Source organism: Pseudomonas juntendi (genome assembly GCF_009932375.1).
Classification (GTDB): domain Bacteria; phylum Pseudomonadota; class Gammaproteobacteria; order Pseudomonadales; family Pseudomonadaceae; genus Aquipseudomonas; species Aquipseudomonas juntendi.
In genome coordinates this window covers 22,502-34,678 of sequence record NZ_BLJG01000004.1, presented here as the reverse complement: position 1 = coordinate 34,678, position 12,177 = coordinate 22,502, and the positions used below count along the sequence as shown (strand labels likewise).

At 62.7% G+C, this 12,177-nt stretch carries 8 protein-coding genes; 1 reads left to right on the top strand and 7 read right to left on the bottom strand.

All coding sequences use genetic code 11. The features are described from left to right. Positions 1-27 precede the first annotated feature (27 nt). The gene (locus tag GYA94_RS00725) at positions 28-1,377 is read right to left on the bottom strand and encodes an APC family permease (protein ID WP_110679350.1); all 1,350 of its coding nucleotides are present in this window, start codon (positions 1,375-1,377) and stop codon (positions 28-30) included. Positions 1,378-1,600: 223 nt separating this feature from the next. Next, the gene (yihG, locus tag GYA94_RS00720; RefSeq protein ID WP_161891634.1) at positions 1,601-2,488 is read right to left on the bottom strand and encodes a 1-acylglycerol-3-phosphate O-acyltransferase, YihG family; all 888 of its coding nucleotides are present in this window, start codon (positions 2,486-2,488) and stop codon (positions 1,601-1,603) included. A gap of 182 nt (positions 2,489-2,670) precedes the next feature. On the opposite strand from yihG, the gene rloA2 reads away from it, so the two are divergent. Beyond that, the gene (gene rloA2, locus GYA94_RS00715) at positions 2,671-3,171 is read left to right on the top strand and encodes a retropepsin-like aspartic peptidase RloA2 (RefSeq protein ID WP_009682544.1); all 501 of its coding nucleotides are present in this window, start codon (positions 2,671-2,673) and stop codon (positions 3,169-3,171) included. Positions 3,172-3,346: 175 nt separating this feature from the next. On the opposite strand, the gene GYA94_RS00710 is transcribed toward rloA2, so the two are convergent. The 5 genes from GYA94_RS00710 to aceE all read right to left on the bottom strand — a co-directional run bounded on the left by GYA94_RS00710 (position 3,347) and on the right by aceE (position 12,039). Continuing rightward, positions 3,347-3,970, bottom strand: coding sequence for a glutathione S-transferase (locus tag GYA94_RS00710; RefSeq protein WP_161891633.1), 624 nt, complete (start codon positions 3,968-3,970; stop codon positions 3,347-3,349). Between the two features lie 3 nt (positions 3,971-3,973). After that, a complete protein-coding gene (msrA, locus tag GYA94_RS00705) occupies positions 3,974-4,642 on the bottom strand; it encodes a peptide-methionine (S)-S-oxide reductase MsrA (protein WP_054904284.1) in 669 nt (222 codons plus the stop codon). A 157-nt stretch (positions 4,643-4,799) separates the two neighbouring features. Next, positions 4,800-7,490, bottom strand: coding sequence for a putative bifunctional diguanylate cyclase/phosphodiesterase (locus GYA94_RS00700; RefSeq protein ID WP_161891632.1), 2,691 nt, complete (start codon positions 7,488-7,490; stop codon positions 4,800-4,802). Positions 7,491-7,739: 249 nt separating this feature from the next. Continuing rightward, complete coding sequence (gene aceF, locus GYA94_RS00695) at positions 7,740-9,380, bottom strand: dihydrolipoyllysine-residue acetyltransferase (RefSeq protein WP_054881578.1); 1,641 nt, start codon at positions 9,378-9,380, stop codon at positions 7,740-7,742. Between the two features lie 13 nt (positions 9,381-9,393). Further along, positions 9,394-12,039, bottom strand: coding sequence for a pyruvate dehydrogenase (acetyl-transferring), homodimeric type (gene aceE, locus GYA94_RS00690; RefSeq protein ID WP_029885038.1), 2,646 nt, complete (start codon positions 12,037-12,039; stop codon positions 9,394-9,396). Positions 12,040-12,177 lie beyond the last annotated feature (138 nt).

Here is a 12,177-nt window from a genome sequence, read left to right as displayed (position 1 = left end):
AGCGGAGTCAAGCCCAGGAAAGCGGAGTCAGGCTGTTTCTGTGAAGTCCACCAGCCGCACCGGGCGGCGGAAGCCGGCGGTCAGTACCGCCAGGTAGGCAAGGCCCAAGGCAAACCAGCACAGGCCAATCACCAGCGTCAGCGCCGACAGGCTGGTCCACAACCACAGCGTAAGCCCCAAACCTACCAGCGGCACGAGGCCATAGCACAGCAGCCCCTTGAGGTTGCGATGCGCCCCGTCATCCATCAAGTGGGTCTTCACCACCGCCAGGTTCACCGCCGAAAACGCTACCAGCGCACCAAAGCTGATCAGCGAGGCCAGGGTCGCCAGGTCGATCACCAACGCCAGCAGCGAAAACGCCGACACCAGCAAAATGGCGAACACCGGGGTACCGAACCGTGGCGACAGGTAACCGAAGCTGCGCCGCGGCAGCACGTTGTCACGGCCCATGGTGAACAGGATGCGCGACACTGCCGCCTGCGAGGCCAGCGCCGAGCCCAGGCTGCCGGCAACAAAAGCTGCGGTGAAGAAGTTGGCCAGGAACTGCCCACCCGCCTTGAACATCACCTCGTTGGCCGCCGCATCGGCATTGGCGAATGTGGTGCCCGGCATGACCAGCTGGCTGACATAGGCCAGTACGGTGAACAGTACGCCAGCGAACAGGGTGGTGAGGATGATCGCCCGTGGCACGTCGCGGCGGGCATCGCGGCATTCTTCAGCCAGGGTCGAAACGGCATCGAAGCCGAGGAACGACAGGCACAACACCGCCGCACCGGCCATCAGCGCGCCAAAGCCAGGTTGTGAGCCGTCACCCAGCAGCGGCGACAGCAGGTCGAGCGGCTGGCCGGCCAGCGTTTGGCATGACAGCGCCACGAATACCACGATGAAGACGATCTGCGCGCCGACGATCAGGTTGCTGGTTTTGGCCACCGAATGGATGCCGACCACATTGAGCACGGTGACCAGGGCGATCGAGGCCAGCGCGATGGACCACGCCGGGATGGCCGGGAAGGCGATATTGAGGAACAAGCCGATCAACAGGTAGTTGATCATCGGCAGGAATAGATAGTCGAGCAGCAACGACCAGCCAGCGAGGAAGCCGATGTTGGGGCCGAAAGCCATGTTGGTGTAGGAGTACGCCGAGCCTGCCACTGGGAAACGCTTGACCATGAAGCTGTAGGACGCGGCGGTGAACAGCATGGCCACCAGGGTGACCATGTAGGCGCTCGCGGTGCGGCCGCCGGTCAGCTCTGTCACGATGCCATAGGTGGTGAAGATGGTCAGCGGGACCATGTACACCAGGCCGAAGAACACCAGGGCCGGAAGGCCGAGAACACGGCGAAGCTGAGCGGAGTTGGAGCTGGGTGGGTTGGCCATCGATCGATCCAGAGCGTTTTTTTAGTTGTGCTTTGGTCGATTTTTATCCACTTGGGTGGGGGATGACAAAAAAGTAATCCTTATGTTGATTATTAGCCTGGGTTTTAATCGGATTGTTGGGCTGCCTGAGCGGGCCGCGGGTGGCAGCGCAAGCCCGAAGGTAGCACCACCCTGCGTAGGAGCGGGTTCACCCGCGAAGAGGCCCCACCAGGCGGTAAAGACCTCAGCCCATCTCCCCCCGCAGTTGCTCGATCCGCTGGTCCTTGTCCAACCACAACTGGTTCACCCAGGCCTGCACGGTCTGGCGGAATTCAGGATCGTTCTCGTAATCCCCCGCCCACAATCCAGGGTCCAGCTCACGCACCTGAATGTCGATAATCACCCGGCTAATGCTGCCATTGAGCAAATCCCAGAACCCCGGCGCCTTGTTGCCTGGGTACACGATGGTCACGTCCAGCAGCGCATCGAGCTGATCACCCAGCGCCGCCAGCACGAACGCCACGCCACCGGCCTTGGGCTTGAGCAGGTAACGGTATGGCGACTGTTGCGCCTGGCGCTTGGCGTCGGTGAAGCGCGTGCCTTCGAGGTAGTTGACCACGGTCACCGGCTGGCGCTTGAACAGCTCGCAGGCGGCCTTGGTAATCTCCAGGTCCTTGCCCTTCAGCTCGGGGTGCTTGGCCAGAAAGGCCTTGCTGTAGCGCTTCATGAACGGGTAATCCAGCCCCCACCAGGCCAGCCCCAGCAGCGGTACCCAGATCAGTTCTTTTTTCAGGAAGAACTTGAAGAACGGCGTGCGCCGGTTGAGGCTTTCGATCAAGGCAGGAATGTCCACCCAGGACTGGTGGTTGCTAACCGCCAGGTAGGAAGTGTCCTTGCGCAGGTTCTCGACGCCGCGGATATCCCACTGGGTGGGGATGCACAGGGCAAAGATGGCCTTGTCGATTTCCGACCAGGTTTCGGCCACCCACATCACCGCCCACGAGGCATAGTCACGGCCACGGCCCGGCAACACCAGTTTGAGCAGGGCGAAGACCAGCAGCGGGCAGATCAGCACCAAGGTGTTGAGCAGCAGCAGGGTGGTCGTAAGAATGCCGGTAAGCAGGCGACGCATAAGGAAACTCTTGTTGTATGAAGTTGGCAGGGCGCAATGATAAGCAGCGCCGTGGCCTACGCCAAATGTCCAATGCCCGGCGGCAGGAACAAATGTTTCACAACATGTTGGATAACCTTGTGACAACGAACCTATCCTGCCAGTGCAGTCTAAGCACTGACCTCTTTGAAGGAAGCCTGCCTGTGAAACCTTTGCTTGCCCTGTTGTCGTTATTGTCACTGCCGGTAATGGCCGCCGACCCTACCCTCTACGGCCGTTACGAGAACATCGCCCTGCCCGAGCTGGGCGAAACGTTGAAGGCCAAGATGGATACCGGCGCCTTTACCGCGTCGCTGTCGGCCAAGGATATCGAGTTGTTCACCCGCGATGGCGATGAGTGGGTGCGCTTTCGCCTGGCGACCAAGGACGCCGATGGCAAAGTTTACGAGCACAAGGTCTCGCGTATCAGCAAGATCAAAGGGCGGGCCGATGAGGAAGACGAAGGGGATACGCCGGAAGTTTCCAAGCGCCCGGTGGTCGACCTGCAGTTGTGCCTGGGTGACGTGAAACGCACTGTCGAAGTGAACCTGGTGGACCGCAGCAACTTCAACTACCCGCTGTTGATTGGCTCCAAGGCGCTGCGCGAGTTCAAGGCGGCGGTCAACCCGGCGAAGAAATTTACTGCTGGCAAGCCAGACTGCTGATAGGTAGCTTGAGGGAGGGCAAACAGGTCGGGCGCTGATTGGATCAGGATTGGGCAGTTGTTTCCTGTGGCACCCCGGTGAGGCCTTCGCGGGCATGCCCGCTCCCACAGGTACTGCACAGCTCTCGAATACTGTGATGTCCCTGTGGGAGCGGGCGTGCCCGCGAAGAGGCCCTTCAGGCCTGCGGAGAAGTGGCGACCATCGACGGCCGCTTGCTCACCTCGGCATACCACGCGGCCAGCCCGGGCTGCTGCTCGCGCCAGCCGAACTCGGGCTGACGCAGGTCCAGATACCCCAGCGCACAGGCCACGCCTATCGCCGCCAGGTCGAACCCGGACATCAGCTCAAGCAAATGCTCCTGCTCCAGGTTGGCCAGGCTACGGCGAATCTTGTCGCCCTGCGCCTGCAGCCAACCGTCCCAGCGCTTGTCTTCAGGCCGCAGGAAGCTTTCATAACGGCACGATACCGCTGCATCCAGGACTGCATCGGCCTGCGACACCAGCGTCAGGCGCCGCCAGCGCGCCGAGCCTTCGCGTGGCAGCAGCGGCAGGCCGACGTGCTGCTGGTCGAGGTACTCACAGATCACCCGGCTGTCGTGCAGCACGGTGCCGTCTTCCAGGCGCAGCGCCGGGATCTTGCCGATCGGGTTGCCCTGGTTCAGCTGCGGGTCGCCGCTCACCGGGCTGATGTTGACCGGCTGCAACTGCACCCGCTGCAGTTGGCCGGTTTCGTGCAGCACAACCATCACCTTGCGCACGAACGGCGACAAGGGCGAGTGGAACAGCGTCATCGTGCTCATGCTTCAGTTACCTTGCAGGCTGGGTGGCAGGCACACGCCGGTACCGCCGATGCCGCAGTAGCCGTCCGGGTTCTTGGCCAGGTACTGCTGGTGGTAGGCCTCGGCGAAGTACACCGTCGGTGCCTGGTCGATTTCGGTGGTGATTTCGCCGAACCCGGCCTTGCTCAGCTCGGCCTGGAAGGCGTCACGGCTGGCCTTGGCCTGTTCCAGCTGTTCCGGGCTGGTGCAGTAGATGGCCGAGCGGTATTGGGTACCGACATCGTTACCCTGGCGCATGCCCTGGGTCGGGTTGTGCAGCTCCCAGAACATCGCCAGCAGTTCGCGGTAGCTGACCTTGTCCTTGTCGAACACCACCAGCACCACTTCGGTGTGGCCGGTCAGGCCCGAGCAGACCTCTTCGTAGGTTGGGTTCGGGGTAAAGCCGCCGGCGTAGCCCACTACGGTGCTGACCACCCCTTCGCGCTGCCAGAAACGGCGCTCGGCACCCCAGAAGCAGCCCAGGCCGAAGATGGCGAAGTCGATGCTGCCTTCGAAGAACGGGCCGAGCAATGGGGTGTCCTTGAAGACGTAGTGGAACTCGGGCAGGCTCATTGGCGTTTCGCGGCCAGGCAGGGCCTGTTCCGCGGTAGGCATGACGTTTTTGTTCACCAGGATTTCCGAACGCAGGACCATAGCCGTTCCTCTGTGTTTAACCAGTTGGATAGGGGTTGGGGCTTTCGCGGGCATGCCCGTTCCCACAGGATCTGGATGTTGTGGGGAGCCTGTGGGAGCGGGCGTGCCCGCGAAGAGGCCCGAATGGCTTCTATAGTGCCCGAGGTTTACGCCGCTGTCAGGCCACCGGTCCACGCGGATAGCGCTTCAACCGCTCGGCCAGCTCGCGCCCCGGGATCGGCCGGTCGAACAGGTAGCCCTGGCCCACATCACACCGGTGCCTGCGCAAGAATGCCAGCTGCTCCGGGGTTTCGATGCCCTCGGCCACCACCTTCAGCTTCAGGTTGTGGGCCATGGCGATCACTGCCGAGGTGATTTCCATGTCGTCCTGGTTGTCGGGGATCTCGTTGATGAAGCTACGGTCGATCTTGAGGATGTCGATTGGAAACTTCTTGAGGTAGCTCAGCGACGAGTAGCCGGTGCCAAAGTCGTCCATGGCCAGGGTCAGCCCCAAGGCCTTGAGTTCCTCCAGCTGGCGGTGGGTGTCTTCGCTGGCTTCCAGCAGCAAGCCTTCGGTCAGCTCCAGCTCCAGCAGGTGCGGGGGCAGGGCTTCTTCCTTGAGGATGCTGCTGATCGACGCCACCAGGTCCGGGTCGGAAAACTGCTTGGGCGACAGGTTGATGGCCACATGCAGGTTACCCATGCCAGCGGCGCGCAATTCCTGGCTCATGCGGCAGGACTGGCGCACGACCCACTTGCCAATGGGGATGATCAGGCCGGTTTCCTCGGCCACGCTGATGAACTGGTCCGGGCGGATCATGCCGCGCTCGGGGTGGTTCCAGCGCAGCAGCGCCTCCAGGCCCAGCAGGCGACCGCTGCGCAGGCACAGCTTGGGCTGGTAGAACACCTCCAGCTCGTTCTGGGTCAGCGCGCGCCGCAGGTTGTTCTCGACGAACAGCTTGTAGCTGGCCTCGGCATTGAGCACTTCGGTGAACACCTGCACCTGGTGCTTGCCGTTGGCCTTGGCCTTGTGCAGCGCCAGGCCGGCGTTCTTCATCAGGCTGGCCGGGTCGCTGCCGTGCAAGGGTGCATAGGCCAGGCCGACCGAGGCGGTAACGTTGATCAACTGGTTGTCGACGAACATCGGCTTGTCGAGGGTGCGCAGCAACTGCAGGGCCACGCCCTGGCCATCTTCCAGGATGGTGTTGTCCAGCAGCACGGCGAACTCGTTGCTGGCAAAGCGTGCCAGGATACCGCCGCTGTGCAGGCTGTTGCGCAGGCGCCGGGCCAGGCTGATGAGCAGTTTGTCGCCGGTCTGATGGCCAAGGCTGTCGTTGATGCGCTTGAAGTTGTCGATGTCTACCAGCAGCAGGCACATCGAATGTTCGCCGTCGCGGGCAAAGCGCTCATCCAGGCTGCGAATGAACGCCGGGCGGTTGCCCAGGTTGGTCAGGTTGTCGGTGTACGCCAGGCGTTCGATGCGCTGCTGCGCCAGTTTGGTCTGGGTGATGTCTTCATAGATGCCGATGTAGTGGGTCAGCTCACGGTTGTCGCCGTACACCTTGGAAATCGACAGCTGCCCCCAGTAGGGCTCGAGGTTCTTGCGCCGGCTCTTGAATTCGCCTTGCCAGCTGTTGCCCATGGCCAGGCTTGACGGTGAGTCGAACAACAACTCATTGAGGTTTTCCAGCGCCGGCAGCTCGCCGAGGTGGCGGCCTTGTACTTCGTCGGTGCTGTACTGGGTAATGGCGGTAAAGCTTGGGTTGACGTACTCCACCCGGCCATCGCGGTTGACCAGCAGGAACGCGCTGGCGCTTTGTTCGACCGCACGCTGGAACAGGTGCAGGGCGTTGGCTGCAGCGCGGCGGTTGTGGTTGGTGATGACCTGGGCGAACTGGTCGGCCAGTTCGCCGGCGAAGGCGATTTCATCCGACTGCCAGGCACGGGGCTGGCCGGTCTGCTCCAGGCACAGCACACCCACCACCTGGCCGTCGACACGAATGCTGGCGTCGAGCATGGCCTTGTTTTCCGGGCACAGACTTCGTGCCAGCTCACGGGTGCGCGGGTCATGGCCGGCGTTATGGGCATCGATGGCGCGGCTGGCGTGCAGCGCGTCGAGGTAGTCCGGGAAACGGCTGGCGTCGATGGCTTCGGGGCGGCGGTGTTCCTGGGTGTCGCGTTTCCACGCGGTGATCGGCTCCAGGCGCTGGTCTTCCAGGTGCCAGATGCTGGCGCTGTCTACGTTGTAGATTTCGCAAGCGCTCTGGGTGATCAGCTGGGCGGCTTCCAGCAGCGAGTTTTCGGCACTGTAACGTTGGCGGGCCAAACGCAGGATCAGGTCCTGCTGGCCGCGCACGCGTTCCAGGTGCTCAAGTTGCTCCTGCTGGGCGCGCTGGTTCAGTTGCAGGGCCAACTGCAGGCGGTTGTTGCGCGACTCCAGGTCGTTGGCATCCTGCTCGGCGGCGTCGTGCGGCTGCTCGTCGAGCACGCTCAGGTAGCCACGCAGCAGCAGGCGGTTGTGCTGCTTGTAGGCTTCACCCGCCTCCAGCAGGCGCAGTGCGGTATTGGGCGTATGCAGGGTATAGCGCACCCGGTAGTAACCGCGCTGGGCCAGTTGCTGCTGGATCTCGTCGTGCAGGCGGTAGCGTGCCTCGGGTTCCATCAGGCTGGCGTAGGGCGCCTCGAACTGTGCGCACAAGGTGCCGGCATGCAGGCCGAACTGCCGCTCGCAGGCTGGGTCCAGGTAAAGCATGGCCCAGCTGGCTTCGTTGAGCCTTTCGAAACGCAGCATGCCCAGCCGCGAGGGCACGGGTAACGGCGTGACGACCTCGGCCGCCACACGGCTGGCGGCATCGGGTTGGCTTTTCATCGAAGACTCGCTTGAAGAGGGAATGCTGCGTAGGGCCGCTGCGGGTCTGGCAAGGTTGCATCATGTGCCAAGGGCTGGCAAGCAGCCATGTGTGATGCTGTGTAGGGGTTATCGGCGGCCTGGCCGGAATCTGTAGTTTGGCCTGGTTTTCCGGCGGGCAAAAAAAGCCCCGCCAATCGACGGGGTTGAGGTACGAGCGTGGCAGCTCGAAAAAGGAACTGCCCCTGCATGCAGGGGCAGTGGGCCGCCTTACAGCAGCATGGTGCGGATGTCGCCCAGCACGTCGCCCAGGCGCTTGGTGAAGCGCGCGGCGGCAGCGCCGTTGATCACACGGTGATCGTAGGACAGCGACAGTGGCAGCATCAGCTTGGGCTGGAAGGCCTTGCCATCCCAGACCGGCTGCATGGTCGCCTTGGACACGCCAAGGATCGCCACTTCCGGCGCGTTGACGATCGGCGTGAAACCGGTGCCGCCAATGTGGCCGAGGCTGGAGATGGTGAAGCAGGCACCCTGCATCTCGTCCGCCGAGAGCTTCTTGGTACGGGCTTTTTCAGCCAGTGCCGCAGCTTCGGCAGCCAGTTGCAGCAGGCTCTTCTGGTCGACGTTCTTGATCACAGGGACCAGCAGGCCGTCCGGGGTATCCACGGCGAAGCCGATGTGCACGTACTTCTTGCGGATGATGGCCTTGCCGCTTGGCGCCAGCGAGCTGTTGAAGTCTGGCAGTTCCTTGAGCAGGAATGCGCAGGCCTTGAGCAGCAGTGGCAGCACGGTCAGCTTCACGCCAGCCTTTTCGGCCACGGCCTTCTGCGCCACGCGGAAGGCTTCCAGCTCGGTGATGTCGGCGGAGTCGAACTGGGTCACGTGCGGCACGTTCAGCCAGCTGCGGTGCAGGTTGGCGGCACCGACCTGCATCAGGCGGGTCAGGGCCACTTCTTCCACTTCACCGAACTTGCTGAAGTCCACGGCAGGGATCGGCGGGATGCCGGCGCCACCGGTCGCGCCGGCAGCTGCCGGGGCGCTCGATGCCTTTTGCATCATCGCTTTGACGTAGACCTGCACGTCTTCCTTCAGGATGCGGCCGTGCGGGCCGGTGGCCGCGACTGCGCCCAGGTCGACACCGAATTCACGGGCCAGTTGGCGCACCGCCGGGCCTGCGTGGACCTTGGCGTTGCTACCGGCAGCCGGCGCGGTGGTAGCCGGCGCAGGGGCTGCCGCCGGGGCGGCAGCAGCAGGTGCGGCAGCCGGGGCAGCCTCAGCCTTGGCCGGGGCAGCGGCGGCAGGTGCCGGGGCAGCAGCAGGTGCAGCGCCAGCGACCTTCAGCTTGAAGATCAGGTCGCCAGTGCCGACTTCGTCTTCCAGCTTGCACAGGACTTCTTCGACCACGCCGGCAGCCGGCGACGGGATTTCCATGGAGGCCTTGTCGGACTCCAGGGTAATCAGCGACTGGTCGGCTTCGACGGTGTCGCCGACCTTGACCAGTACTTCGATGATCTTGGCTTTGCCCGACGAACCGATGTCTGGCACGTGGATGTCCTGCACGGCGGCGGCAGCCGGTGCAGCCGCTGCCGCTGGGGCAGGGGCGGCTTCAGCGGCCGGGGCCGGGGCTGCAGCCTCGGCCGGTGCAGCGGCTGGCGCCTCAGGGGCCGCAGCAGCGGCGCCCTCGGCTTCCAGCACCAGCAGTTCGTCGCCTTCCTTCAGGCGGTCGCCCAGCTTGACCTTCAGCTCCTTGATGACACCGGCCTTGGGTGCCGGGATCTCCATGGAGGCCTTGTCGGACTCCAGGGTCAGCAGGCTCTGGTCAGCCTCGATACGGTCACCGACCTTGACGAACAGCTCGATGATTTCACCTTCACCGCTGCCGATGTCAGGTACGCGAATGAGTTCGCTCACTTAAAAATACTCCTCAGCAGTCCAGTGGGTTGCGCTTGTCCGGGTCGATGCCGAACTTGACGATAGCGTCTGCAACAACCTTGGGTTCGATCTCGCCACGGTCAGCCAGGGCTTCCAGGGCAGCCAGCACCACGAAGTGGCGGTCAACTTCGAAGAAGTGACGCAGCTTCTTGCGGCTGTCGCTGCGACCGTAACCGTCGGTACCCAGGACCTTGAACTCTTTGCTCGGTACCCACTGGCGAATCTGCTCGGCGAACAGCTTCATGTAGTCGGTAGAGGCAATGACCGGGCCTTTGCGACCGGCCAGGCACTGCTCGACGTAGGTCGCTTGTGGCTTCTGGCCAGGCTTCAGGCGGTTGGCGCGCTCTACGGCCAGGCCGTCGCGACGCAGTTCGTTGAAGCTGGTGACGCTCCACACGTCGGCACCGACGTTGAACTCTTCACGCAGGATCTTCGCCGCCTCGCGCACTTCGCGCAGGATGGTGCCGGAGCCCATCAGCTGTACGTGGTGTGCCGCTTCGCGGGTGTCTTCTTCGAGCAGGTACATACCCTTGATGATGCCTTCCTCGACACCGGCCGGCATGGCTGGCTGCTGGTAGGATTCGTTCATCACGGTGATGTAGTAGAAGATGTCCTGTTGCTCTTCGGTCATCTTCTTCATGCCGTCCTGGATGATCACCGCCAGCTCGTAGCCGTAGGTTGGATCGTAGGTGCGGCAGTTCGGGATGGTGCCCGCCATCATGTGGCTGTGACCGTCTTCGTGCTGCAGGCCTTCACCGTTGAGGGTGGTGCGGCCGGCAGTACCGCCGATCAGGAAGCCACGGGTGCGGCTGTCGCCAGCGGCCCAGGCCAGGTCGCCGATACGCTGGAAGCCGAACATCGAGTAGAAGATGTAGAACGGCAGCATCGGCTGGTTGTGGCAGCTGTACGAGGTACCGGCAGCGATGAACGACGACATGGCGCCGGCTTCGTTGATGCCTTCTTCCAGGATCTGGCCCTTCTTGTCCTCGCGGTAGAACATCACCTGGTCTTTGTCGACTGGCTCGTAGAGCTGGCCGACCGACGAGTAGATACCCAGCTGGCGGAACATGCCTTCCATACCGAAGGTACGGGCTTCGTCCGGGATGATCGGCACGATGCGCTGGCCGATGTCCTTGTCCTTGACCAGCTGCGCCAGAATACGCACGAAGGCCATGGTGGTGGAGATTTCGCGGTCGCCCGAGCCGTCCAGGATCGCTTTCAGCGTTTCCAGTGGCGGGGTTGGCACGCTGAAGCTCTTGGCGCGGCGCTGAGGCACGAAACCGCCCAGGGCAGCACGGCGCTCGGCCAGGTACTTGGCTTCGGCAGAACCTTCTTCGGGCTTGTAGAACGGCAGGTTCTCGAGGTCGGCATCCTTGACCGGGATGTCGAAGCGGTCACGGAAGTGACGCAGGCTGTCGACGTCGACCTTCTTGGTGTTGTGCGCGGTGTTCTTGGCTTCGCCGGCACCGGTACCGTAACCCTTGATGGTCTTGGCCAGGATGACGGTCGGCTGCTCTTTGTGGTTCACCGCTTGGTGGTAAGCCGCGTAGACCTTGTACGGGTCGTGGCCGCCACGGTTGAGCTTCCAGATCTCGTCGTCGGACAGGTCTTCGACCATGGCCTTGAGTTCCGGGGTGTTGAAGAAGTTCTCACGAACGTACGCGCCGTCTTTGGCTTTGTAGTTCTGGTACTCGCCGTCGATGACTTCGTCCATGCGGCGCTGCAGGGCACCGTTGGTGTCCTTGGCCAGCAGTGGGTCCCAGAAGCGGCCCCAGACGACCTTGTTGACGTTCCAGCCACCGCCACGGAACACGCCTTCGAGTTCCTGGATGATCTTGCCGTTGCCGCGAACCGGGCCGTCGAGGCGCTGCAGGTTGCAGTTGATGACGAAGATCAGGTTGTCCAGCTTCTCGCGGCCGGCCAGGGCGATTGCACCCAGCGATTCCGGCTCGTCGCACTCGCCGTCGCCCATGAAGCACCAGACTTTCTGCTTGCCGGCAGGGATGAAGCCGCGCGCTTCCAGGTACTTCATGAAGCGGGCCTGGTAGATGGCCTGGATCGGGCCCAGACCCATCGAAACGGTCGGGAACTGCCAGAAGTCAGGCATCAGCCAGGGGTGCGGGTACGAAGACAGGCCGTTGCCGTCCACTTCCTGGCGGAAGTTGTTCATCTGTTCTTCGCTGATGCGGCCTTCCATGAAGGCGCGGGCATAGATGCCTGGGGAGGCGTGGCCCTGGAAGAAGATCAGGTCGCCGCCATGTTCTTCGGTCGGGGCCTGGAAGAAGTAGTTGAAGCCGATGTCGTACAGGGTGGCGCTGGAGGCGAAGCTGGAGATGTGTCCGCCCAGGTCCGAGTCTTTCAGGTTGGTACGCATGACCATGGCCAGGGCGTTCCAACGCACCATCGAGCGAATGCGGCGTTCCATGAACAGGTCGCCAGGCATGCGTGCTTCGTGGGTGACAGGGATGGTGTTGCGGTATGGCGTGGTGATCGCATACGGCAGCTGGGAACCACTACGGGTGGCCAGCTCGCCCATACGGGTCATCAGGTAATGAGCGCGGTCTTCGCCTTCTTTGTCGAGGACCGACTCCAGGGCATCCAGCCATTCCTGGGTTTCGATTGGATCGAGGTCTTGCATGGCTTGCTCCAGGGCGGAAAGGCAACCAGAATCGATTGCCTGAGATTGCGACTGGCCTTATGGGCAGACGTCGTGAATTCTTGGATTACCGGGGTGTCGTCCGGCGCGTTGTAGTTTTACTACATTTGCTTGCGCATT

Bases quoted from the DNA above. Each gene is read 5' to 3' on its own strand.
- GYA94_RS00725 (WP_110679350.1), bottom strand. From the start codon at position 1,377: ATGGCCAACCCACCCAGCTCCAACTCCGCTCAGCTTCGCCGTGTTCTC.
- yihG (WP_161891634.1), bottom strand. From the start codon at position 2,488: ATGCGTCGCCTGCTTACCGGCATTCTTACGACCACCCTGCTGCTGCTC.
- GYA94_RS00710 (WP_161891633.1), bottom strand. From the start codon at position 3,970: ATGAGCACGATGACGCTGTTCCACTCGCCCTTGTCGCCGTTCGTGCGC.
- msrA (WP_054904284.1), bottom strand. From the start codon at position 4,642: ATGGTCCTGCGTTCGGAAATCCTGGTGAACAAAAACGTCATGCCTACC.
- GYA94_RS00700 (WP_161891632.1), bottom strand. From the start codon at position 7,490: ATGAAAAGCCAACCCGATGCCGCCAGCCGTGTGGCGGCCGAGGTCGTC.
- aceE (WP_029885038.1), bottom strand. From the start codon at position 12,039: ATGCAAGACCTCGATCCAATCGAAACCCAGGAATGGCTGGATGCCCTG.